The sequence below is a fragment of the Enterococcus sp. JNUCC 77 genome (assembly GCF_054819945.1).
This window is the reverse complement of the sequence record NZ_JBTHIG010000002.1, coordinates 46,492-71,267: the sequence shown is the minus strand read 5'-3', so window position 1 is coordinate 71,267 and position 24,776 is coordinate 46,492. Positions and strand designations below refer to the sequence as shown.

The 24,776-nt window shown below is 34.5% G+C and carries 25 protein-coding genes and 1 pseudogene; 23 read left to right on the top strand and 3 right to left on the bottom strand.

Annotated features, from left to right (window positions below; all coding sequences use genetic code 11):
- The first annotated feature begins 185 nt into the window (after positions 1-185).
- From ACVWNY_RS13165 to msrA, 6 genes and pseudogenes are all read left to right on the top strand, one after another.
- Entirely contained in the window at positions 186-692 is a 507-nt protein-coding gene (locus ACVWNY_RS13165) for a cyclophilin-like fold protein (RefSeq protein WP_246601460.1), read from the top strand.
- Positions 693-696: 4 nt separating this feature from the next.
- A pseudogene (locus tag ACVWNY_RS13160) lies at positions 697-1,553 on the top strand (DUF3737 family protein).
- Entirely contained in the window at positions 1,543-2,718 is a 1,176-nt protein-coding gene (locus ACVWNY_RS13155; RefSeq protein ID WP_218326177.1) for a MalY/PatB family protein, read from the top strand. The pseudogene ACVWNY_RS13160 and the gene ACVWNY_RS13155 overlap by 11 nt, the downstream one beginning before the upstream one ends.
- A gap of 91 nt (positions 2,719-2,809) precedes the next feature.
- Complete coding sequence (locus ACVWNY_RS13150; RefSeq protein WP_218326002.1) at positions 2,810-3,544, top strand: DeoR/GlpR family DNA-binding transcription regulator; 735 nt, start codon at positions 2,810-2,812, stop codon at positions 3,542-3,544.
- A 6-nt stretch (positions 3,545-3,550) separates the two neighbouring features.
- On the top strand, positions 3,551-4,384 hold the full coding sequence (locus tag ACVWNY_RS13145) for an HAD family hydrolase (protein ID WP_246601459.1): 834 nt from the start codon (positions 3,551-3,553) through the stop codon (positions 4,382-4,384).
- Positions 4,385-4,438: 54 nt separating this feature from the next.
- Positions 4,439-5,224: a peptide-methionine (S)-S-oxide reductase MsrA gene (gene msrA, locus ACVWNY_RS13140; protein WP_218326001.1), complete on the top strand. Its 786-nt coding sequence runs from the start codon at positions 4,439-4,441 to the stop codon at positions 5,222-5,224.
- Positions 5,225-5,281: 57 nt separating this feature from the next.
- On the opposite strand, the gene ACVWNY_RS13135 is transcribed toward msrA, so the two are convergent.
- On the bottom strand, positions 5,282-6,616 hold the full coding sequence (locus ACVWNY_RS13135) for a dihydrolipoyl dehydrogenase family protein (RefSeq protein WP_218326000.1): 1,335 nt from the start codon (positions 6,614-6,616) through the stop codon (positions 5,282-5,284).
- Positions 6,617-6,818: 202 nt separating this feature from the next.
- Here ACVWNY_RS13135 and ACVWNY_RS13130 point away from each other — a divergent pair, with 202 nt between their 5' ends.
- The 7 genes from ACVWNY_RS13130 to lacD all read left to right on the top strand — a co-directional run bounded on the left by ACVWNY_RS13130 (position 6,819) and on the right by lacD (position 12,434).
- Positions 6,819-7,424, top strand: coding sequence for a helix-turn-helix domain-containing protein (locus ACVWNY_RS13130; protein WP_218325999.1), 606 nt, complete (start codon positions 6,819-6,821; stop codon positions 7,422-7,424).
- A gap of 101 nt (positions 7,425-7,525) precedes the next feature.
- Positions 7,526-8,143, top strand: coding sequence for a phosphatase PAP2 family protein (locus ACVWNY_RS13125; protein WP_218325998.1), 618 nt, complete (start codon positions 7,526-7,528; stop codon positions 8,141-8,143).
- A 60-nt stretch (positions 8,144-8,203) separates the two neighbouring features.
- Entirely contained in the window at positions 8,204-8,686 is a 483-nt protein-coding gene (locus tag ACVWNY_RS13120; protein WP_218325997.1) for an MGMT family protein, read from the top strand.
- Positions 8,687-8,827: 141 nt separating this feature from the next.
- Positions 8,828-9,241, top strand: a complete 414-nt coding sequence (locus ACVWNY_RS13115; RefSeq protein WP_218325996.1) for a YjdF family protein — start codon at positions 8,828-8,830, stop codon at positions 9,239-9,241.
- 263 nt (positions 9,242-9,504) lie between these two features.
- The gene (locus ACVWNY_RS13110; protein WP_218325995.1) at positions 9,505-10,236 is read left to right on the top strand and encodes a GntR family transcriptional regulator; all 732 of its coding nucleotides are present in this window, start codon (positions 9,505-9,507) and stop codon (positions 10,234-10,236) included.
- A 13-nt stretch (positions 10,237-10,249) separates the two neighbouring features.
- A complete protein-coding gene (locus ACVWNY_RS13105) occupies positions 10,250-11,422 on the top strand; it encodes an SIS domain-containing protein (protein WP_218325994.1) in 1,173 nt (390 codons plus the stop codon).
- Positions 11,423-11,441: 19 nt separating this feature from the next.
- The gene (gene lacD, locus ACVWNY_RS13100) at positions 11,442-12,434 is read left to right on the top strand and encodes a tagatose-bisphosphate aldolase (protein WP_218325993.1); all 993 of its coding nucleotides are present in this window, start codon (positions 11,442-11,444) and stop codon (positions 12,432-12,434) included.
- Positions 12,435-12,477: 43 nt separating this feature from the next.
- Here the strand turns inward: lacD and ACVWNY_RS13095 are convergent, their stop codons facing one another.
- The gene (locus ACVWNY_RS13095; protein ID WP_454072118.1) at positions 12,478-14,880 is read right to left on the bottom strand and encodes a hypothetical protein; all 2,403 of its coding nucleotides are present in this window, start codon (positions 14,878-14,880) and stop codon (positions 12,478-12,480) included.
- Between the two features lie 176 nt (positions 14,881-15,056).
- Between ACVWNY_RS13095 and ACVWNY_RS13090 the strand changes: the two genes are divergently transcribed.
- The 4 genes from ACVWNY_RS13090 to ACVWNY_RS13075 are packed head-to-tail and all read left to right on the top strand — an operon-like array spanning position 15,057 to position 18,758.
- Positions 15,057-16,835 carry a glycoside hydrolase family 35 protein gene (locus ACVWNY_RS13090; RefSeq protein ID WP_218325991.1) on the top strand — a complete coding sequence of 593 codons (1,779 nt, stop codon included), beginning with the start codon at positions 15,057-15,059 and terminating at the stop codon, positions 16,833-16,835.
- Between the two features lie 35 nt (positions 16,836-16,870).
- On the top strand, positions 16,871-17,275 hold the full coding sequence (locus ACVWNY_RS13085) for a PTS sugar transporter subunit IIA (RefSeq protein ID WP_218326175.1): 405 nt from the start codon (positions 16,871-16,873) through the stop codon (positions 17,273-17,275).
- Positions 17,276-17,305: 30 nt separating this feature from the next.
- Positions 17,306-18,001 carry a DUF4874 domain-containing protein gene (locus ACVWNY_RS13080; protein WP_454072117.1) on the top strand — a complete coding sequence of 232 codons (696 nt, stop codon included), beginning with the start codon at positions 17,306-17,308 and terminating at the stop codon, positions 17,999-18,001.
- Positions 17,952-18,758 carry a DUF4832 domain-containing protein gene (locus ACVWNY_RS13075; RefSeq protein ID WP_461211738.1) on the top strand — a complete coding sequence of 269 codons (807 nt, stop codon included), beginning with the start codon at positions 17,952-17,954 and terminating at the stop codon, positions 18,756-18,758. Before ACVWNY_RS13080 ends, ACVWNY_RS13075 begins: the two co-directional genes overlap by 50 nt.
- 43 nt (positions 18,759-18,801) lie before the next feature.
- Here ACVWNY_RS13075 and ACVWNY_RS13070 read toward each other — a convergent pair whose 3' ends face one another.
- On the bottom strand, positions 18,802-19,512 hold the full coding sequence (locus ACVWNY_RS13070) for a GntR family transcriptional regulator (RefSeq protein ID WP_218325989.1): 711 nt from the start codon (positions 19,510-19,512) through the stop codon (positions 18,802-18,804).
- A 422-nt stretch (positions 19,513-19,934) separates the two neighbouring features.
- Between ACVWNY_RS13070 and ACVWNY_RS13065 the strand changes: the two genes are divergently transcribed.
- The 6 genes from ACVWNY_RS13065 (at position 19,935) to ACVWNY_RS13040 (ending at position 24,776) form a co-directional block, all read left to right on the top strand.
- Positions 19,935-20,810, top strand: coding sequence for a PTS mannose/fructose/sorbose/N-acetylgalactosamine transporter subunit IIC (locus tag ACVWNY_RS13065; RefSeq protein WP_218325988.1), 876 nt, complete (start codon positions 19,935-19,937; stop codon positions 20,808-20,810).
- Positions 20,797-21,612, top strand: coding sequence for a PTS system mannose/fructose/sorbose family transporter subunit IID (locus tag ACVWNY_RS13060; RefSeq protein WP_218325987.1), 816 nt, complete (start codon positions 20,797-20,799; stop codon positions 21,610-21,612). Before ACVWNY_RS13065 ends, ACVWNY_RS13060 begins: the two co-directional genes overlap by 14 nt.
- Before the next feature lie 32 nt (positions 21,613-21,644).
- Positions 21,645-22,133 carry a PTS sugar transporter subunit IIB gene (locus ACVWNY_RS13055; RefSeq protein WP_218325986.1) on the top strand — a complete coding sequence of 163 codons (489 nt, stop codon included), beginning with the start codon at positions 21,645-21,647 and terminating at the stop codon, positions 22,131-22,133.
- A gap of 118 nt (positions 22,134-22,251) precedes the next feature.
- Positions 22,252-22,956: an SIS domain-containing protein gene (locus ACVWNY_RS13050; protein ID WP_218325985.1), complete on the top strand. Its 705-nt coding sequence runs from the start codon at positions 22,252-22,254 to the stop codon at positions 22,954-22,956.
- Between the two features lie 116 nt (positions 22,957-23,072).
- Positions 23,073-23,303 (top strand): hypothetical protein, encoded by a 231-nt coding sequence (locus tag ACVWNY_RS13045; protein ID WP_218325984.1) that lies wholly within the window; start codon positions 23,073-23,075, stop codon positions 23,301-23,303.
- 87 nt (positions 23,304-23,390) lie between these two features.
- Positions 23,391-24,776: a flotillin family protein gene (locus ACVWNY_RS13040; protein ID WP_218325983.1), complete on the top strand. Its 1,386-nt coding sequence runs from the start codon at positions 23,391-23,393 to the stop codon at positions 24,774-24,776.

Below are 24,776 nucleotides of genomic sequence, written 5' to 3'. Positions count from 1 at the left end.
AAGTTATTGACTTCACCTTGACTTGAAGTTGTAAAGTTCAAACTATTAAGAAGAGGTCGATGAATTATAGTAAGCATTCCGAAATTTCTAGATAAGCTAAAAATTGATTAAACTGACACTTACTTGGTGCAACAAATTTTACCCCGCAGGGATAAACACTTTAACCAACCTCTGGGAGAGATTTTATGAAACAAAAAATCGTATTTTTATTTTTGGCTATCTTTCTGTTATCCGCTTGTAGCAATCAAACAGTTAGACCTTCAACCAACACAGAAGACTCTTTTAACAAAAACGAGCATATAGCAGAAAGTGAGACTGAAATGAGTAGCTATCAAACTCAACACTATTTACAAGTGAATGATCAATCATTTTCTATTCAGTATGAAAAAAATCCCACCGCAACGGCTTTCCAAAACTTATTGCCGTTGAAATTAACCATGACCGATCACAATGATAATGAAAAATTTGCTGATCTATCAGATGTTTTAACTACAAATGCACAACAAGTAGAGCAAATTCAAGCTGGCGATGTGATGCTTTATGGCAGTCAAACATTAGTGGTATTTTACGAAAATTTTTCGACCAATTATTCTTATACCCGGATTGGGAAAATCGACAATCCGACAGCACTAAGGAAACTATTAAGAGCAAATGATTCAGCCGAAATTCTTTGGTTGACTGAAAAGGAGTAACAATATGAATGAAATTAAACAAGCATTATTAACAGGCGAACGAGCTTTATTTAAAGCTGAAAATTTAAAAATTAGTGATTCCGTTTTTGCTGATGGAGAATCACCACTAAAAGAAAGCAATCAATTAGTTTTAGAAAATGATATTTTTAAATGGAAATATCCACTATGGTACGCACGTGGTATTCAAGCAGAAAATATCACCTTACTGGACACAGCTCGTTCAGGTATCTGGTATAGTCATCATTTGATGATTTCCGATAGTTTGATTCAAGCGCCTAAAACATTTCGTCGTAGTAGTGATATTCACTTAACCAATGTCGATCTGCCAAATGCCCAAGAAACTTTATGGAATTGCCAAGATATTTATTTACAAAAAGTATCTGCAGCCGGGGATTATTTTGGTATAAATAGTCAAAAAATTACCGCTAATCAATTAACGATTACAGGAAATTATCTTTTTGATGGCGGGAAAAATATTGAAATTCGTCATAGTAAAATTATTTCAAAAGATGCTTTTTGGAATTGTGAAAATGTGGTGGTTTCTGATTCGACAATCATTGGTGAATATTTAGGTTGGAATTCTAAAAATGTGACTTTTGTGAATTGTGTGATTGAGAGTGAACAAGGCATGTGTTACTGGAAAATGTTAAGTTAATTAACTGTCGTGTGATTAATACCGATTTGGCCTTTGAATATTCAACCGTCGATGCTGAGATTACGACCACGGTTGATAGTATCAAAAATCCGATTAGCGGAAAGATTTCTACTTTGGCTGTGGAGGAGTTGATTTTTGATGATCCGAAAATTGTTCCAGAAGCAACCAACATTACCACAAGAGAAGATCACGCCCATGCCAGTTGATTTTGATCAATTAATTGATCGTCGCCAAAATAATTCTTATAAATGGGATATTGCTGAAAATGAGTTGCCGATGTGGGTAGCAGATATGGATTTTGAAACCGCACCTGCTGTGACGAAAGCTTTGGAAAATAGAATTTCACAAGGGGCATTCGGTTATAATACTGTTCCACCAGAATTTTTTGAGAGTATTCAAAATTGGTGGTGGAAAAAGCACCAATTTAAACTAGCAACGGATGCAATGATGTTTTGTACAGGTGTTGTGCCGGCAATTTCTTTAATCGTTCGTAAGATGACAAAAGTGGATGACCAGATAGTTCTTATCACACCAGTTTACAATATTTTTTTCAATTCGATTCTCAACAATCAACGTCAGGTTTTGGCTTCAGAAATGACTTATCAAGATAGCCGTTATGGGATTGATTATTTAGATTTAGAGAAAAAATTGGCTGATCCGAAAACAACCATGTTGATTTTTTGTAATCCCCATAATCCAATTGGCAAAGTTTGGGACAAAAGTACGTTGGCAAAGATTGGTGAGTTGTGTCTTTTAAATGATGTTTTGATATTAAGTGATGAAATTCATTGTGACCTGACGCATCCAGAATTTTCTTATACACCAATGGCTGCCATTTCCAAAGAAATCGCTCAACAAACTATTACTTGCTGGGCACCTACCAAAGCTTTTAATTTGGCTGGCTTACAAACGTCAGTGATTTATGTGCAAAATCCAAAATTATTTCAATTAGTGCATCGCGGTATTAATATCGATGAAGTGGCAGAACCGAATACTTTCGCCATTCAAGCTGCGATGGCGGCATTTGATGAAGGAGGAGACTGGTTAGAAGAACTGAAACGCTATTTAACAGGAAATCGTCGAAGTTTAAACCAGTTTATCCATGATAAGCTACCAGAGATAAAAATAATTTCCTCAGAAGCAACTTATTTGGCTTGGTTGGACTGTTCGAGAATCACGAATGACAGTAAAATGTTGGCTGATTTTTTGCGAAAAGAAACCGGGTTGATATTATCAGCAGGAGATATTTTTGGTGGAAATGGCAGACAATTTTTACGTTGGAATTATGCTTGTCCCCAAATTCGTTTAGCGGATGGATTAGATCGTTTTTATCAAGGAATTGAAAAATTTAAGCAAAACTCATTATCTTAAGGTAATGAGTTTTTTGCATTAAATGCTTACAAAAAAATAAAAATACTTACAATTGCTTAAAAATATGATATAGTATTACTGAGGTGATGGCATGTATCAAGAACAAAGATTGGTTGAAATTCAAAAATTTTTACAAGAAAAAGAACAATTGAGTACTAAAGAGGTTATGTCAATTTTCGATATTTCTCGCGATACCGCCCGGCGTGATATTAGTTTATTAGCTGATCGTGGTTTGGTCCAAAGAACCCACGGAGGTATTATCTCTAACAAAGAGGAGCAAGAAATTGCTTCTTATAATCAGCGCTTGGAGAAATTCTCTAAAGAAAAAAGTCAAATTGCCAAAAAAGCATTGGAATTTATTGAAGATGGGCAGACTAACTTTTTTGATGTTTCAACGATTGTATTAAAGATGGCACAATTAATTGACCAACCTTGTCGGATTTATTCTCATTCACTAGACAACAGCATCATGCTAAGTAGTAATGAAAAAATTGATTTTTATTTAATTGGTGGGAAATTTTATCGAAAAAATCGCTTTTATTATGCCTTAAATGAAGCTGAAATTTTGAAGAATATGACTTTTGATGTTGCTTTTATCGGTGCAGCAGGTTTAAAAGATGGCAAAGTGACATTTCAAGACGAATCAGATGCTATTTTAAAAAAACTAATTTTGAAGCAAACTAAGACCAAAATTCTTGTAGCGGAATCAAAAAAATTCCAACAATCAGCGACTTATTTTGCAGCAGATATTTCAGAATTTGATTATTTAGTTACAGACCATTCTGTAACTAATCCGTTTTCTTCACAGATAAAAATAATTGTTTAAGAGAGGATGATAGAGATGGCGATTAAATTTATTATAAGTGATATTGATGGCACAATTTTAGATGATCAGCATCAATTAGACGACCAATTAATAGGCAAAATAAAGCTTTTAAAAGAAAGAGATATTCCTTTTGTTTTAGCTTCGGCTCGTTCGCCAAAGGGAATGTGGCCGTTAGCTCAAGCTTTAGAAATTCAAGATCAACCGATAGCTTGTTATAACGGAGCATTGATTATGAAAGAGAATGAAACCTTATTTAGTCATGAGTTAGTTCAGCCAGAAGTTAGTATTCTAGTTGATATCTTAAAAAATATTTTTCCGCAAGTTTCAATTAATTTATATTCTGGTGAGTCATGGTATGTAGATAAAATTGATTCTTGGGTGGAAATTGAAGCTGAAATTTCAGGTGACCAACCAATTGAAGGTAATATTCAATTATTATTACTGAAAAAAAATATTCCGATCCATAAGCTTTTATTAATTGAAAAACCTGAAATAATCAACGAAGTCTTTGAATACCTAAGTAATTTAAACTTTCCTGAAAGCGAATTCTACTTATCAAAAGATAATTATTTAGAAGTAACTAATCATAAGGTTTCAAAACAAAAGGCATTGTTGGAGTTAGCAAATTATTATCAGGTAAATCTACTAAATACGATGGCGATTGGTGATAATTTCAATGATATTCCCATGTTGACTCAAGCGGGAATGGGAGTTGCTATGGATAATGCGCCGGAAACTGTGAAAAAATCAGCCAATCAAATTACAGCAAATAATAATCAAAATGGTGTGAGTCGAGCACTACAAAAATATATTTTGACCCCAATTCAAAAGTTCGCTTAAATTCAGAAAATGTGTTAAATTTCAAATGATTTTTCTCTAATGGGAGGGAAGGTTATGAAACTTGATACAACAACAATTTTAAGTGACGTCTATAATTTGATTTTGAATCCACATACAAGAGATTTTGAACGATCACTGTTAACTGCTTTTAAAGATACTGTGGCTGCTGAAGGCAATGATCAGACAGCCTTAGCAAAATTAGAAATTGGTTTACGTCCACTGGCAAGTCGGAATAGTTTGACACCGGAAGTGGCTGATTTTTATCAAAGAATCACTGATGGTGAGGTTGTTCAGTTTGATTTTGAACAGCATCAAATTTCAGATGTCGAACATCAAGAGCGGGCGATTTTTGCTGGTGGGTGTTTTTGGTGTATGGTGGAACCTTTTGAAGAACGCCAAGGAATTATCTCTGTTTTATCAGGTTATATTGGTGGGACCCTAGAAAATCCTAGTTATGATTTTGTTCATACTGGTGCTAGTGGTTATTTAGAAGCGGTAGAAATCATTTTCGATACTCGCCTAATTAGTTACCAAGAATTATTGGAAATATATTGGCAAATCATTGATCCGACAGATGACCAAGGACAGTTTCAAGACCGTGGGAATCAATATCGCACTGCGATTTTTCCAACGAATCAGGAACAAAGAAAGCTTGCGGAAGCTTCTAAAGACAAATTGATTGCTGCAAAGAAATACCACAAACCAATTGTGACAGAAATTCGCGAAGTAGCTACATTTTGGCCAGCTGAAAACTATCATCAACAATTTTATAAGAAACAGCCAAAGCGCTACAAAGCAATCGAAAGGGCCCGCAAACAATTATTAAAATATCAAAAATAAATAAATCGATAAAAAATGACGCTAAGCTAAATTATCTCGCTTAGCGTCATTTCTTTATTAAATATATTTCATGTAAGAGTGGGCAATACTTGGGAAAAGATAGATTAATTCTTCTTGCTGAGGTGCTTTGATTTTGGCATTCATGACATCTAATAATCCATTAACTGTTTCGACTGCATCATTTCCTAGATTCGTCACGCCAACTAAATAACCGGCTTTGTTATGAACAAAACTAATTAAATTTATATCGTCATTTCCTACTTGATGGAACCAATCCTTTGCAGCATAATCTACAACAGTAATCTTGTATTCATCTGGCTTGGTTTGAGCTTCGGCGATGGAAATCCCTGCTTCGGCCAATCTTGGAGAAGTAAAAACTGTTTTCGCGATTGGCGGATAAACAATTCCTTCATTTGTATCACCAGTAAATAAATGAGCCAAATATTGAGATTCATAAGCTGCTACTGGAGTAATTTTTGGCTGGCTTTTAGCAAGCACATCGCCGGCTGCATAAACACCAGTTAGATTTGTTTCTAAAAATTCATTGACAAAAATCCCTTTTATTTCGTCAAATTCTAAGCCGATGCCTTCAAAATTCATATTTTTTAGTTGCGGACGGCGACCAGTTGCATCAATCACATAGTCAGACTCATGTGTATAACCATTTTCGCCTGTTAATATTACTTTTTCATCGATTTTTTCAGCTTTTTTCAGTTTTTCATTAATATGGAATTTCACGCCACGATTTTTTAAATCTTTCACCAGAATGTCGACATAATCTTGGTGGAACTCTCGTAAAACTTTGTCGCCCCGTAAAATAACTGTCACATCAGCGCCAAAAGCATTAGCCATAGTTGCAAATTCCATACCGATATAACCACCGCCAATAATCGTTACTTTTTTTGGCATGTTTTCTAAAACTAAAAAGTCTGTGCTGTCGTGAAATAATTCATTTCCAGGAATAGCCAAACGGTGAGGTAGTTGGCCAGTGACAATCACGATTTTATCGGCAGTATAATTTTCACCAGCTACTTCAATAGTATGACTGTCAACGAAAGTTCCGCGACCAATAATTGTTTTTACACCTGCATTTTCTAATTTGTCTTGATTACTTTGTGCCAATGAGTCGATTACTTCATGCTTATGAGCCATTAAATCAGACCAATTTAATTGTGGCACGCCATTAAAACCGCGTCCCTGCAATTGCTCGACTTGTCGTAACAATTCAACAGGACGATCCAAAGTAATTTTTGCATTACAACCGCGATTTGTACAGACGCCACCAAATAACCCTTCTTCGATTACACCAACTTTCAATCCTGCCTTAGCCATGGGAATTGCGCCATTCCAAGCACCTTGTCCACTTCCTAAAAACAATACATCAAAATTCATTAAATCTCCTCCTCTTTTATATTGAAAAATTTCTAGTTAGAAACGATTATCTATTGTTTAAAAAATGATTGATTAGTTAAGTTTACCATTAATAAAAATAATCAGACAAAGATTTCGCTTGATCTTATCAGTCAAAAGTACAATGTAGCAGGATGATTAAACTGGTAAAATGGATTTAAGAAAATTTTTTCAGGAGAATAAAATGGAGCTTAATCAAAAAATAAAGCAACTTAGATTAGAAGCTGACTGGACCCAAGAAGAACTGGCACAGCAATTATTTGTGTCTAGAACAGCTGTTTCAAAATGGGAATCAGGGCGAGGTTATCCCAGTATTGATTCTTTAAAAGAATTATCTGTTTTGTTTAATATTTCTTTGGATGATTTGTTATCAAACAAGGAATTATTGAATCTTGCACAAAAAGATTTGAAAGAAAAAAAGCGTAAATCACGAAAGCAACTGTTTTTCTTGTTAGATTTACTAGTAGTTGATTTCTTTTTCTTACCTCTTTTCGGTAATGATTTAGGAACACGTGTCGCTCATGTTTCACTGTTAAATTTAACCGAAACTCCTGTTATCCAAAGAGGAATTATTGTGGTAAGCGTAATTTTTACATTTCTATACAATCTTTTTGCTTTTTATTTAATGGGTCGAAATTCAAAGTTTAACGAGAAATATTTAATTATTTTTTCAATTAGCTGCTTGTTGATTTTTACTACTTTAATGATTGCTATGAGACAACCATATGCGGCTTCTTTTTTACTGATGTTATTAGTTATTAAGGTGTTTTTATTGATTTATCCCAGATGACACGATACGTCACCAGGATGTGAGCACTAGATTCTTATGATTTTTTTACCGACTTGGTATCTTTCAAGAGTACCGAAAAAAGATGGAAGTGGGTAGAAAATATGAAACAAAAATCAATTAAACTTGTTATTCCTTTATTGTTATTTTTAATTTTTACAATGGCTGTAAAAGTAATCGATGTTCGAGAAATTGGCCCCCAAAGTAGTTTCGTCGGATTTGCTACTATTAATCAGTGGGGGCACCATTTTTTTGGCGTACATCCATTGTGGGACAAATTGTCAGATGTTTTTTTATTATTTACAATTTTAGTGGCACTTTATTTCGTTATAAAAGGAGCTTTTCAATGGGTAAAACGCAAACGACTGTTGCTAGTGGATCAAAATATTTTAGTTTTAGGGATAATCTATTTCATAATGTCATGCTGTTATCTATTTTTTGAAAAAGTAGTGATTAATTACCGACCGATTTTAGTCGAGGGTTTAATGGAACCCTCTTATCCGTCAAGCCATATTTTATTTGGTGTGACTGTTTTAGCCTGTGGGATTATTTATTTCAAAAGAAAAACAGTGACGCTGATCTTTAGTTTAGTAATGATTATTTTAGTGATTAGTCGCTTACTTTCAGGTGTTCATTGGTTAAGTGACATTGTTGGTAGTTTACTGTTGAGCTTCTTTTTGATTTATACTTATCAAATCTTTGCAAATGTAAAAAATAAATAAAGTGTCTCATTGCCTGACTACTTTATCTTAGCTATGATGAAAGAAAAGGAGCTGAGAGAAATGGCTAATGAAGATAAAAAAGATTTTAATAAGATGCTCCATGAGTCAAAAGGGATGCCAAAAATTCAGATTTTGACAGACGAAAAGTCAATCAAAAAATATGGCGGAGAAAAAATGTATTTTGCACCACCGTTAACTTATGATGAAATCATGAAAAAAATTCCTGGGGGGAAAGTCATTACTACTGGTGAAATTCGCGCTTATTTGGCTAAAAAAAATGAGGCTGATTTTACTGATCCAATTACTGCGGGAATATTTATCAGTATTGTTGCTTGGGCAAGCCATCAAAGAAATGAAAATAAAACACCTTATTGGCGAACATTAAAAGCACAGGGGGAACTTCATCCTAAATATCCTGGTGGTGTTGAAGCGCAGATTAAATTGTTAGAAGCAGAAGGTCATGAGATTATTCGTAAGGGTCGCAAAAATTTTCGCTATTACGTAAAAGACTATCCGACGGTGCTTTGTGAACTAAAAGATTAATTGACAGATTAACTAAATCCTTTTATGCTAAAAGAACATAAAAACACGTCACGGTTGGTAGTCCGTGAGCATTATGAAAATAATGTCAGTAACCTTCCCTCCAGGTCGTCCATTGTAATTTTTACAAAGGGGGGGGCTATCATGAAACTAACTGTTTATTTTGATGGCACATTTTGGTGTGGTTTAGTGGAAGCTCAAGATCAAAAGGAATCGCTGGTTTACAAGCATACTTTTGGTCCAGAGCCAAAAGATCAGGACATTATGATTTTTATTCATCAGCAGTTGCCTAAAATTCTAGCCAGTAGCCAAACGGTTAAAGCTGAAAACAATGGTATTGTTGAGAGAAAAATTAATCCTAAACGGCGACAACGAATGATTAATCGTGCCAAACGTCAACCAGTTGTTTCCACCAAGTCACAACTTGCACTGCAAGAAGTTCATCAGCTGAACAAAAAAGCTAAGCAAAAACGACAAAAGCAAGATAAAGCTGATGTGGCAGAAGCAAAATTTCAGCAAAAGCAATTAAAAAAGCAACAAAAGAAAAAAGGGCATTAAATAGGCACGAAAAGAAAACTTTCTATTTGAAAGTTTTCTTTTTTTAGTTTTATTTTCTTAACTGGTATTAGATTTTCATACTTTATTTTAAATTATCATACTGGGTCTTTTATTAATCCAAATTAATATTTTTCCGATATTGCTGAAACAATCGGGTTTTTAATCTCTAAAAAAAAGGAAAAATATTTTATCTTGACAGAATAAAAAAAACCACCGTACTATTGGTATAAGGTTATAACCAGTTATCGAGGTAGGAGAATTTTATGACAACTTCTTTAAAAAACAAAGCTTTGTATCACCAATTGGCCGATTTATTAAAAGAGCGAATGAACACTGGCATGATTCCACATGACAAGTTGCCATCTGAGCGAAAATTAACTCATGAATATGATGTTAGCCGAACAACTGTCCGCCTGGCTTTAGAAGAATTAGAGCGCAGTGGCTATATTTATCGACGCCACGGTAAAGGAACCTTTGTTTCTGATATCAAAAATGATGATACTGATTTGGCAACAGCATATAGCTTTACTGAACAAATGAAGCAGATGGGAAAAAAACCAGAAACCCGCATTTTATTGTTTGAAAAAATCACAACGGATTATTTCGTTTCTCAGCGCTTAAACCTCTCTTTATCGGAAGAGGTTTATCACTTAAGTAGGTTGAGATTAGCTGATAACGAACCATTAATGATTGAAGAGACTTATTTACCAGCTAAAAAATTTCTATCATTGGAAGAATCACTTCTTCGGAGCAAACCACTTTATGATGTTTTTTCTGAAGATTTCGATCAAATCATTCGATTAGCAGATGAAGAACTTTATGCAAGTATTGCTTCTTTGGAAGACGCAAAATTGTTAATGATTCCTGAAGGTGCCCCTGTGCTTCATTTGGCTCGTTCAACTTACAATGTAAAAAATGAAATAATTGAGTACACATTGAGTGTTGCTCGTGCGGATCAATTTCATTACAAGATTCGACATATTCGAAATAGTTAGGAGAAATAAAAAAATGTTTGAATTAGAAAAATCAAAATTAATAGATCTTGGTGCAGAAATTACAACTCGTGAAATTCACCAACAACCAGAATTATGGGAAGAAACTATAAATATTTACAAAAATGCGCAAGAAGAACTACAAGAATTTATTGGAAAAGTCAAAGAAGCAGCAAAAGGTCAAAAAACGAGAGTTATTTTTACAGGCGCTGGTACTTCACAATACGTTGGTGATACTATCACACCATATTTACGTCAGCACGGAAATCATCAAGATTTTATTTTTGAAGCAATCGGGACAACAGATATTGTTGCTTCTCCTCAAGAATATTTGATTAGTGATGAACCGACATTACTTGTTTCTTTTGCACGAAGCGGAAATAGTCCAGAAAGTATCGCGGCTGTTGAGATTGCTAATCAGGTAGTGAATACAATTCATCATTTGTCGATCACTTGTGCTGCTGATGGGCAGTTAGCAAAAATGAGCCAAGCAGATGCGAAAAGTTTTCTTTTATTAATGCCAAGTCGATCAAATGATGATGGTTTTGCCATGACAGGTAGCTTTTCGTGTATGACATTAAGTACCTTGTTAGTTTTTGATCAATCCAACTTAGAAACAAAAAAGCAGTATGTTGAAACGCTTAGCAAATTAGGTGAAGAAGTGATTGCTCGTGAAAAAGACATTCAAAAAATTGTTGATCTTGACTTTGATCGAATTGTGTATGTAGGATCAGGTAGTTTAGCTGGTTTGAGTCGCGAAGCTCAGTTGAAAATTTTAGAATTAACCGCTGGCAAAGTGGCAACAGTATTTGATTCTTCGATGGGCTTTCGTCATGGTCCCAAATCTTTTATTAATGATAAGACAGTTATGTTCGGCTTTGTTAACAACCAAACGTATACACGAGATTATGATTTAGACGTGTTAGAGGAAGTTCGATCAGATGAGATTGCAGCGGGTGTCATTGCTATCACACAACCAGGGAAAAGAAATTTCTCTGGTGATCAATTTTCTTTTTCAGAAGAATTAGCATTGCTTCCAGATGGCTACGCGGCTTTGGCTTTCGTGATGGTGGCTCAAACTGTTGCCTTATTAACTTCAGTTAAAGTTGGAAATACACCAGATACGCCTTCACCGACTGGCACAGTTAACAGAGTAGTAAAAGGTGTCACCATTCACCCTTATCAGTAGAAAAATGGAGGAAAAATTCATGCTAAAATTGACGAAAAATAAAAAGGCAGCCATGGATCACTTATCTAACAAAGATGGTGTGATTAGCGCTCTTGCAATTGATCAACGAGGTGCCTTGAAAAAAATGATAAAAGCCCTAGGGAAAGAACCAACAGATCAGCAAATTGAAGAGTTTAAAAAATTAGTGTCAGAAGTATTGACTCCTTATGCTTCGTCAATCTTACTTGACCCAGAATATGGTTTACCGGCCGCGAATGCTCGGGATTCTGAAGCTGGACTATTATTGGCTTATGAGAAAACTGGTTACGATGCAAGTACACCGGGACGTTTGCCCGACTTATTAGCTGATTGGTCGGTGTTGCGTTTGAAAGAGCAAGGGGCCAATGCAATTAAATTTCTGCTTTATTATGATGTGGATGAAGATGAGGAAATTAATCATCAAAAGCATGTGTTTATTGAACGTCTGGGCAGTGAATGTGCGGCAGAAGATTTGCCATTTTATCTAGAGTTAGTGTCTTATGATGCAATAGATAATGACGCGAATTCTTTAGCATATGCTAAAGTAAAACCACACAAAGTTATTGAGATGATGAAAGAGTTTGATAAACCACGTTACAAAGTAGATGTTCTAAAAGTAGAGGTACCAGTAAACATGCATTATGTTGAAGGTTTTGCTGAAGAAGAGATAGCTTATTCTGCTTCAGAAGCAGCTGCATTTTTCCGTGATCAAAGTGAGGCAACAAGATTACCCTTTATTTTTTTAAGTGCCGGTGTTTCTACTGATATGTTCCAAAAAACACTTCTTTTTGCCCATGAAGCAGGTTCAACTTTTAATGGCGTTTTGTGTGGGCGTGCAACTTGGAAAGATGGTGTGAAACCTTTAGTTGAATCAGGAGAAGCTAATGCCCGCGAGTGGTTGCAAACAGAAGGACGTAATAATATTGAAAGTTTAAATAAAGTGTTGTCTGAAACTGCCACTTCTTGGTATCAAAAAATTGAAGTTATAGAATAAAAAAAACCTTGGGACGCTTGCTGCGCTGTCCCAAGTGTTTTTTTTATTTCTTTGGTTTGATTGAAAATGATTTTTGGATTTTATTAATTGAATAGCCACCATCAATTTTTATTATTTCACAATTTAAAAATGTGAGTTTTTGAAACTGATCAGGCGTCATTTTAATTTTTAATGTAGTATTTTCAGGTGGTAAGATAATGAATAATTCTTCTTCTGGTAAACCATTGATCAATAACGTGCCTTCATTTTCAATGGCAAGAGTAAAAGTAGTGTTTTCTAGCAGACCATTGATAGCTGTATAATCAGTAAAATCTATACCTGCTATGCGATTCCAGTATTCAGTTGCTTTTATTAAAGTATATGTTCCGCTAGTAGAATAGCTGTGAGTCGGTTGACTTTGAGCAAATTTTGTACTTGTTTCATAAAGATCAATAAAGTTTCCTTTTTCAATTTGATTCTCTAAATAAAGATCATAAGAATGTGGTTTACCTGGAAGCATGTCTGGAGTGTAGCAACAAAAAATCCCGCCGTTTTCATCCATATTACTTAAAGTCGCCATAAATCCACAGTAAGCTTCTTTAAAGGCTTGGTAATCATCGGTGATTTCTGAGTAGAGTAATTTTGCTTCAGCTGTCCACAAACTCCAAGCATGACCGCCATTAATTGATGGTCCCCAAGATCTTGTTTCATACATGGTTTCCCAAAATCGTAAACTGGAATAAAAAAGACGACTATCTGCACCGTTAAGTTCTAAAACACGGTGTTTATCCAAGATTAGTTTGGCTGTATTTAAATATTCTTTTTTTGGTTGAATATGCTTATAAGCATATAACAAAGACAAAGCACTGCAAGCCATTGAACCATCTTCTGTCGATTGTTCTCCTTCAGTAGGAAAGTTCAGTCCTCTTTGGCAGATATGATCAGCCAACTTTTCAGCTGTTTTTAAAAAATATGTTTGATCTTTGTCAAAAGCTATTGTGGCTAATTTGTGTAAACCAGTTACAGGAGTGTGAACCGTCGAATAATCTCTAGGAATGCTAGTGCTCTTATTTTGACACCATACAGCACCTTGATCGTTTATGTGTTCCTTTACAAAATGTCGTCCGATTTTTATCACATAGTCACGAATCATGTCTTTTTTTGTTAAATGATAGTAATCAACTAACTGTTCGATTAAAAAAATTTCATATTGTGGATAATTAAAATCATGATAAACATGATAAGCACCAAATTTCCGACCGCCAAATTCTTGAGGAAAGGCGGCAATTGTGCCTGGGAGCGGTTTGTCTGGATGATCTAAATTTAAAGCCCAAGACTCAATATATTTTTCGGCTGCTAATCGGGCAGCTTCATCACTAGGGTCGGAAAGTGCAGCTTTAATCATTAACCAACCTGCGAAACCCCCAAACTCTCCTGTTTTACAAGAAATCATTTTTTGAGGATTACCAAAATCAATCCCTTCGTAGGTTATGCCCCCAGCTGGTGAAAGACTATCTCGCCAAATAACACGATAAAAAGCACCAGTTTTATCTTGAAAATTTTTCCGATAAAAATCGCTCGAACGATGTAACAAATCTTGCCAATAATCATGTGCTAAAATTTTAGTTTGATGGCATCGACCCTTTGTAATAGGTAATAGAGTATAGGTGCCCTTTGTTGATAAAGACAACTGTTTTAATGATGAGACTGTCTGTCTATTATTTTGTGGGTCAATTATTTGAAAACAATCAGCATAAGAAGCACCATGAATGATTAAAGGAAGTTTGTTGCCAACTAGAGCGCCTGACTGATCAAAACTAATAATTGTTGTTTCTAAGATGTCACAAAGGCGGTCATAAGCAGTTGATAAGTCTTCAGAAAAGAAAATATGCCCAGAAAGATTTTCTGTTAACGGTAAATTCTTTCCAACAATATCATCTGCTTCATTTAATAACTGGAAACCAACCATTTTATGTCCGTTTGGACTATATTTAATACGCCATGCCGCAAACGGCTCGTCAACTATCCAAGTTAAATAGCCCCCGTCAGGGTTAAAGAAAATAATATAGCAAAAGCTCTGGTCTTCAGCAGTATAGATAACATGAGGCATACATTGATTGGTCCATTTGTCATCTGGGGAATCTAAAAGATTAAAGCTAAAATCAATTCCTGATCTTGGTCCGGCATGTAAAGGTAGTTGGCTAGTAAATGAAAGCAAATCTTCATTTAAATGAAATTTAACAAAGCATTCCTTTGATTCAGAATTAAAACTTTTTTCAGACTCTGTATAGATAGTATTTCCAGTAAGATAAGTTTCTGTTGATTGGCTGCCATTAACAAAGGGGAGACCAAAAGTGCTGTTGTTTGCTAAAACCCAGTTAATTTTAGGATTGATAGTGGATATTAAAGATTCTATTGACCCGTTCGTATTAAAATTGACTTCGACCGAATTGGACTTCATTTGCATAGTGTAAAACCTACTTTCTTAAAATTTAAAAAATGATGGTAAAAAGGGAATTATATATTTTATATATTAACTTATAAACGACTTGAATGAAACCTTTGACATAGTAGTTTTTACATGGTAATTTATTTAATATATAAAATAATTGTTAGCGGTTTCTTAAAAGGAGAGAATCAAAGATGACATTTGAAATTAAAGAAGATTTTTTATTAGACGGTAAGCCTTTCAAAATATTATCAGGTGCCATACATTATTTTCGGGTCCATCCTAGTGATTGGGAACATTCGCTTTTTAATTTGAAAGCATTGGGTTTTAATACTGTTGAAACTTATGTACCTTGGAATGCCCACGAAACAAAAGAAGGGGTCTTTAATTTTGAAGGTATTCTTGACTTGGAAAAATTTATTCAAACGGCCGCAGATACAGGGCTATACGTTATCTTGCGGCCATCACCTTATATCTGTGCCGAGTGGGAATTTGGTGGTTTGCCAGCTTGGTTATTGGAAAAAAATTGTCGCATTCGTTCGTCCGATCCTAATTATTTAGAGTATGTAGAAAAATATTATCATGTCCTTTTACCAAAAGTTACGCCATTTCAAATGGAAAATGGTGGACCTATCATTATGATGCAAGTAGAAAATGAGTATGGTTCTTATGGTGAAGATAAAGAGTATTTGCAAGCCATGGTTACTTTAATGAGAAACAATGGTGTAACTGTTCCTTTGTTTACTTCAGATGGCGCATGGTTAGCGACGTTAAGAGCAGGAAGTATGGATGAGCAAGATATTTTGTCAACGGGAAATTTTGGTTCAAAAGGACAACTGAATTTTAAAAACTTAACATCTTTTCATCAAAATAATAACAAAAAATGGCCATTAATGTGTATGGAATTTTGGGATGGCTGGTTCAACCGTTGGGGAGAGCCAATCGTAACACGTGATCCAGAAGAATTAGGTGAGGCAGTTAGAGAGGTACTGATGATTGGTAGTATTAATCTATATATGTTCCACGGGGGGACCAATTTTGGCTTTATGAACGGTTGTTCTGCTAGAGGAACTAAGGACTTACCACAAGTCACTTCTTACGATTATGGTGCACCGCTAGATGAACAGGGAAACCCTACAGAAAAATATACTGTTATAAAAAATGTGATTCATGAAATGTTTCCTGATATTGTTCAAACGGCACCAAAGGTAAAATCGACAATAGAAAAATCATCTATCCAACTAACGAATAAAGTTGCTTTATTTGAAGTGTTAGAAGAAATCAGTGAACGACATACAACAAAATATCCGGCAAATATGGAATATTTCGAACAATATTATGGTTATATGGTTTATCGCACTAAATTTTTAAAAGATGCTACTGAGGAAAGATTTAGAATTATTGATGGTCGGGATCGAGCACAAATTTATTTGAATAAAAGCTATGTGACGACCCAATATCAAGAAGAAATTGGTGATGATATCCAATTAGCACTTTCTCGCTCAGAAAATCAAGTGGATATTTTAATGGAGAATATGGGGCGTGTAAATTACGGCCATAAGTTGTTAGCAGATACGCAAAGAAAAGGTATCCGCACCGGTGTAATGATGGATTTACATTTCATGTTAAACTGGGAACAATTTTCGATTAATTTCGAGAAACTGGATCGAATTGATTTTTCAAAAGAATGGCAAAAAAATAATCCAGCATTTTATCAATATAAATTTGAACTTGATGCGGTTGAAGATACTTTTCTTGATATCTCAAAATTTGGAAAAGGAATTGCACTGATTAATGGCGTTAATCTAGGAAGATTTTGGGAAAAAGGTCCTTATCTAACGTTGTATATTCCTAAAGCTCTATTGAAAAAAGGCGAAAATGAATTAATTATTTTCGAAACAGAGGGCACTTATAGCGAGACAATCAACCTTTCTTCTGCACCAATTGTTCTTGATTTATCACAAGAAGAGTAAAATTTAAATTTTATAAAATTGAAAGTAGGATAATAATTATGAAAAAACTTGTGCTAGTTAGCCATGGTAATTTTTGTGTAGAATTGAAAAAAAGTACTGAAATGATTATGGGAGAACAAGAGGATATTATTGCCGTGCCTCTTTTACCAGAAGAGGGGCAAGAAGATTTCTCAAAGAAATTTGAAGCTGCTGTGTCTTCGTTTGGCAATGACTTTATCGTATTTGCAGATATTTTAGGAGGAACACCAGCAAACGTATTGTCTAAACTTCTAATGGAAGGTCGGAAATTTGATGTTTATACAGGAATGAATATGCCGATGGTAGTAAGTTTTATCAATTCGATGCTAATTAATAGTGCACCCAAATTTTTAGATGATGGAAAAGAAAGTATATTATATTTAAATGATCGACTTAGCGGTGATTCTGATGATGAAGACTAAAAGCAATTTCATTACAAAGGATGTGAAAAAGTGAAGTTTAAGATACCACCAAAAAAAGGATTGGACACTGAGCTGTTAGAAAACAGTGATCGAGGGTTTCGTTTTGAGGTCTATTTGAATGTAGCTACGGGAAAAAGTATCTATCAATATGAAAAAGATAATGCAATTGAGGCATTGGAACAAGAATTCAAAAAATATCATGACGATCACCCCACATTAGTCCAAGTTTACTTTTATTTAACTGAGTATAAAGAAAAAAGGCTTGATCAAATAGCGTTCGAAAATATGGACCGATTTATTCAAAAATTATCTTCATTACATCTGAAGGCGGTCCTAAGATTTGCATATGTATGGGATGATGGCAATCCCATGTCGCAGGAACCAAAAGAAGAACAAATTTATGAACATTTGGATCAATTACGACCCTATTTGAAAAAATGGTCTGGGCAAATTCATGTATTACAAGCTGGAATCATTGGTGCATGGGGAGAATGGTCTTTTAAATCACGAGAAAGGTCTGACGAAGGTCAGATTTTAAATAAAATAATAGAGGCTACTCCTAAAGATATGAAATTACAGGTTAGATATTGGGATATCAAACAAAAATTACTAAGCCAAGAAGATTCTGGTTTTCAAAGAATAGGGTACCATGATGATTTTTTGATTGGAAATCTTCATGGGTGGAACACTGCGGGGGGGGCTATGGGAATCTGCTGCAAATCATGATTTAAGACAGGATTCGCGGTATCAACTCGTTGATGGTGAGATGATTTGGTGGTGGGCGAATCCGATTTATCTAAATAATCGAACGATTGATCCAGAAAAAATGGCTAAACGTCTGGCGAATGGTCATTTTACTTCGTTAAGCTTAACTCATAATTATAAAGATATGCTGGATGGCAATTTTTCAAAGTTTGTTTGGGAAAATGAATTAAAACGAAATAATAAGAATCCTGATGAGTATTTATCCTTACAAAAAAGTGAATACTCAAGCTTTTCTTCAATCAATGCTTGGAAAAATCAAACGATTGAAATGGAAAAATTATTATCACTAGGATTACCTTATGATCCAGCTTGGTTTTTAAATCGAGAAGACCAAGTAATACAAAGAAATTGGTATGAATACTTTAGAGATTTTTTAGGCTATCGTATTAATTGTGAGTCGATTGAATTAAAGGAAAAAAATAAGCACATTGAAATTTTGATTCATTTGATTAATCGTGGTTTTGCTGCGCCAGTTGGTCTTGAAAAAATAACAATCCAGGTCTTTCTAAAAGATAAAAAAATAATTTCAGCAGACTTCTTTGAACTGAATAAATTGCAATCGATGAAGCCTTTGACGATTGATGTAGCTCTTTTTAATCAAAAGTTTAGCCCCGATGATTTATCAATTTCTCTTAAACTGCAAGCTAAAGATGGCAGTGGGAATCGTTTAGCTAATGATATAGCTTTTAAAGATCAGCTTAATTGGCTCTTTAACTAAAAAAAGAAGCATTTTTTTGCTTCTTTTTTTTGACTTTATCATTTTATTGACGTTGTACGGTTTCAATTTGGATTTTATAATATTCACAATGTTTATAGCTTTCAACATATTCATAAACTTCATCTTCGCCATTATCATTTGTTTTAACCTGTAAAATACAACCATCCGTCTCTTTTAGTTCCAGTAGTTGCATCGTGTCAGGAGAAATTTTCGAACAAAATTCGTTTGTTTCGATGGCGTGTGTTTCATACAAATTAATACCAAAATCTTCTTTGAATCGTTGGTAAATTGAATCAAAGTAAGTGTTAGAAGGGAAATTAGGTTTAATAAATTTGCTTGGGATGAATGAATTTTGCAAAATATACGGTATATTGCCAGCTTTTCTTAATCGAACAATTTTGTAATACGTTTCATCTTTAGCTAATTTTAGTTTATCTTTGATTTCTTGGTTATTCATTTCCGTCACTTCTAAAACTGACACGGTTTCTTCCATTCCAGCAAATACTTCTAAGTCTGTAAATTCTACAATGGTTCTTTTTTTTGAACGAGAGACAAAAGTTCCTTTTCCTTGGTAACGTTCTAAATAGCCTTCGTTAGCTAACTCTTGAACAGCTCGGATAGCTGTAATAGAACTTACATTATACAAATTTTTTATTTCTGTTTCAGTGTAAAACTTATCTCCAGATTTAAAAATACCGTTTTCAATTTTTTGAAGTAAGTCTTTTTTTATCTTTAAGTATTTTGGTTCCTTCATAAAAATCCCTTCTCTCAATACTTATTTCTCACTATACATACTAGCATAAAGTATTCAGCAAAGTTAAATAAAAATTTTAGAGTATAAATCAAGAAAATCAAATGATAGTTCAATAGTTATTTAAAAAAATATTCCAGCTGAATTTCATAAATAAAATAAAGCCAGATAGTGGTTAGAGTAAGTCTATATATTAATATATAGTTATTTCTTTTTTTTTCAAAAAAACCAACAAAAAGAATATTATTGTCTACGTAAAAGGCTATTATATGCATTTATTAGAAAATGGTTAAAAGGCTTGATTAAATCAATGTAAGCGTTTAAAATTAATATATAGAATTTTACAAGGGGGTAAAAAGTAAGATTAACTAAAGAAACAAAGTACTCTGTAGTTTGGTAAACAAAAAAGGATGGAGGCAGATGCAATGATTCAATGGTGGCAGATTTTATTATTAACAATTTATAGCGGATGGTGCATTTTTGATGATTTAGGGCCGGGAACAGGTACAAGTTTTCCAGTTTTTGCTGGTTTAATTTCTGGTATTATTATGGGGGATATGGGCACAGGTTTATTAATCGGCGGAAGTATGCAATTAATGGTGCTGGGTATCGGAACGCCTGGTGGAGCAAGTCGGATCGATGCTCAAAGTGGTGCAATTATTGGTACAGCTTTCTCGGTTGCTCTAGGTATGCGTCCTGAACAAGCATTAACGACAATCGCGGTTCCAGTTGCGGCATTATTAGTTTATACAGATATTTTAGGACGGATGACGAATACAATTTTTGTTCACAGAATTGATCATGAAATTGAAAAAGAAAATTATAAAGGAATTGAGCGCTGGTTTTTAGCTGGTGTTGTATCATGGACATTGAGTCGTATGATTCCTGTATTCTTTGCTTTAACTTTCGGTGGTGGATTAGTGCAATCATTAGTAGAAGTTTTAAACGGCGACTTAAAATGGTTAGGTGATGGGTTAACAGTCGCAGGAGCGGTATTACCTGCTGTCGGTTTTGCGATATTACTTCGTTTCCTACCTGCGAAGAAACACGCAGCTTATCTTGTATTAGGATTTACAATTACTATTATTCTCTCAACACTATTTAAAACTATTCAAGCACTCGGTGGTTCAATTGAAGGATATGCAGGGCCAGTACTAAACGGCTTACCAATGATGGGTATTGCACTTATTGGTGGCGCGTTAGCTTATATTGATTTTAAAAGAAACTCTGAGGTACCAACTGCTGTAGCTAATCAAAATAATCAAGATAGTGAAGGAGAAATTGAAGATGACGAATACTAAAACTAATTATAAATTAACTGATAAAGACTTTTCGCAAATTAATCGTCGAAGCTATTTCTTTTTCCAATCTGGTTGGAATTATGAACGGATGCAAGGTTCTGGATATTTATACCACATTTTACCGCAATTGCGTAAAATATATGGTGATAATACGCCAGAATTAAAAAAGATGATGAAAACACATTCTCAGTTTTTTAATACCAGTAATTATTTCAATACGATCATCACAGGTATTGACTTAGCAATAGAAGAAAAAGAAACAGATAAATCTCAATCCGCGGTTGAGGGGATCAAAACTGGACTTTTAGGACCTTTTGCTGCAATTGGAGATTCGTTAACATCAATTTCATCAACAATTGTAGGCGCGTTAGCTGCGAACATGGCTATGCAAAAAAACCCAATGGGGGTTGTAATTTTATTAGCAGTTCAAGCATGTTGGATTGTTTTTCGTTTAAAACAATTACGTTGGGCTTATAAGCAAGGGACTACTTTAGTAAATGAACTAGCTACTAAATTCTCAGCCTTAGTAAATACTGCTACATTAATGGGGGTTTTCATGGTTGGTGCGATGATTGCAAACATAATTAATTTAAAAATTGCAATCATTCCGCAAATTGGTGAGGTTACTTTGGATCTTCAAAATAATTTAGATATGATTTTACCTGGTCTTTTACCAGCAGCTGTTGTCGGATTTTCTTATTGGCTCTTAGGAAAGAAAAAAATGTCTAATTTAAAAGTGTTGATGATTATCTTAGTTTTATCAGTGATACTAGGTGGACTGGGAATCATTGCAAAAGGATAAAACTTAGTTAATATTGGAAAGGAACGGAAATTATGGCGATTATAAATGTTCGTGTAGATGGCCGATTAATTCATGGTCAAGTAGCTATGCTATGGACACCATCTTTACAAATTACCAGAGTAATGGTGATCGGCGATAAAATTGCAGCAGATGAATTCGGAAAAGATGCGCTGAAATTAGCTAAACCAGCTGGAGCAAAACTATCTATTTTACCTCCAAATAGAGCTATCGAAAATATTTTAGCTGGAAAATACGATTCTCAAAGAGTCTTGATTGTAACTAGAGAACCTGAAGCTTTAGTGCAAATGAAAGAAGCGGGTGTTCCGATTGATGAAATAAATGTAGGGAATGTTTCTAACGGTGACGATAAAATTAGTATTTATAAGTCAGTCTATCTAAATGAAGAAGAAATTGCTTGCTTCAAAAGATTAAACGAATTAGGTGTGAAATTAATTCATCAAATGACACCTGATTCTGATCAAGAAGACTTCATGGCCGCTTTAAATGAAAAAACAAAATAAGAATAAAAAAGAATAAAAAAAGACAGTTGTATCTTAATAATTTTCTGCTAATTTTGTTAGGCTGGCGATCAAAATTTCAGAACTAAGATATTACTGTTTTTTTTAAGGAGGACATGAAATGACGCTTGCTTTTTTTGAAGAAACTAGACAGTTGACGAATATACTAGAAATCTATGAAAAAGAAAATATCACAAAAGCTGCAAAATTAGTCGCTGATGGAATTATGAATGACGGTATTCTGCAAGCTTTTGGTAGTGGACATTCTTATGCAGCTGCCCTCGAGGTAAGTGGACGCGCTGGAGGATTGATTCCGTCTAAAGTGATTATGGATGCAGCTGGTGGTATGTATGAAACGTTAGAAGGATCAGGTAAAATATTAGGTCATAGGATGATGATCGCCCCTAATGATATTTTCTTTCTAATTTCAAATTCAGGTAGAAATCCAATGATTATTGAACTTGCAGAAAAAATTAAATCAGAAGGTAATAAACTAATAGTCGTAACCGCTTTAGAGGCATCAAAAAAATCTTCTTCAAGGCATAGTAGTGGAAAATTGCTTTATGAATTTGCTGATGTTGTCTTGGATAATCATTCTACTTTTGGTGATGCTGCTCTAACAATTGAAGGATTGGACACAAAAGTTTGCGGAACATCATCTTTTACCGCGACATTGTTGTTACAGCAAACAATTTATCAAGCTTGTTCACTGATGCTTGATCAAGGTTTTGAACCTCCAATTTACAAAAGTGCTAACATTTATGGAGGTCCTCAATATAATGCAAAGATTGAAGAAAAATATGCTGATCGTATTTTTCATATTTAAATTTCAATAAAAAACAGGGAATATTTATCAATTAACGTAAAAAAATGCAAAATATTTAACTAAATTGATGATTAGCGTTATACTTAATTTGTTAAATATTTTAAGGAGGCTTTATCATGGCAGATTATGAAAAAAAAGAAGCACGTACCTTAGAGAAGATTGCAAACACTATTGACAAATTGGATGTTACCTTGGAAAAATTTGATGATACTGACAGTAAACTGAAAGCCTGGGCAGAACAAAAAAAGGCCATTTTTGAAATTAAGAAAGTTTTACATGAAGTAGGTAAGTTCGAGAAATTTGACCAAAAAGAGTACGATCAATTTTTAAAAGATTATTTTGAATAATTAAGATAGAGCGAAAAGACAATTTTTAAGAATTGTCTTTTTTTTGTAGGATAATGTTATACTTATAAGAAAAAAGGGGGAATGAAAATGTTAGGGTTAATTATTTTAATTGTTTTAGTATTAATCATTGCTTTGCTATTGGTTAGTCGCTACAAAATTGGTCAACCGGATGAGGTCTTAATTGTAACAGGATCTTTTTTAGGTAAAGAAGGTATTAAAATTTTAAAGAACAGCGGGACATTTGTTTTACCTGTGGTTCAGAAACACCGAAAATTAAGTCTATTGACTCATAAATTAGAAATTGGTACACCAGAAGTTTATACCGAGCAAGGGGTACCAATTAAAGCTAGCGGAACAGTTATTGTGAAAATCGGTAGCTCAACTGAAGCAATAAAGGTTGCGTCGGAACAATATTTAAGTAAAACACCAGCGCAACTGGAAGATGATGCACAAGAAGTTTTAGAGGGTCATTTACGAGCAATCTTGGGAACTATGACGGTTGAAAATATTTATAAAAACCGTGATGATTTCGCTGAGCAAGTGCAACAAGTTGCTTCGACTGATTTAAGTAAAATGGGATTGGAAATTGTTTCATTTACGATTAAAGATGTCAGTGATTCAAATGGCTATTTAGAATCTTTAGGTCGTCCTCAGATTGCTGAAGTTCGTAAAAATGCGGAAGTAGCGGAAGCTGTTGCTCAAAGAGAAACACGGGTAAAACAAGCTGAAAATGAACAGCTGGCCCAACAAGAAGAAATTCGCCGCAAGACTGAAATAGCTGAAGCCAATAAAGAAATGGCATTAAAGCAAGCACAATATCAAAAAGAACAAGAAGTTGCTCAGGCCCAAGCAGAGCAAATTGCAGTCGCTGAAAAAATGAAGGTTCAATTAATCGAACAAGAAAAAAATATTGAAATTCAAGAAAAACAAGCAGAATTGAATGAAAAAGAATTGACGGCAACGGTTAGAAAACAAGCCGAAGCGGAAAAATATGTCATCGAACAACAAGCTCAAGCCGATAAAAATAAAGAAATCGCCCAAGCCGAAGCAGATGCGGAAAAAATTCGTTTGAGTGCAAAAGCCGAAGCCGATAAGATTGCTCAAATCGGTAGAGCTGAGGCTGAGAAAGTTCAAAGTGTCGGTGAAGCAGAAGCGAAAGCCAAAGAATTAATGGCACAAGCCTTGAAACAATTAAATGAATCAGGATTGTTAGTAGAGTTTCTAAAAGTCTTGCCGCAAATTGCCAAAGAAGTCAATCAGCCAATTAGTAACATTGATAAAATCGTTTCATTTGGAGGCGGCAGTGACATCCATGAAATGGGGGAAGCTGGACTAGCCAGAACTTTTGAAACGATTAAAGAAACGACTGGGTTAGATTTACCTCTGTTAATGACAGAAAGTTTGGCACAAAACAAAGGTAATCAAGCGTTGACGGATGCAGTAGAAAATCTTCACCAGCCAAAAGAAAAGTAG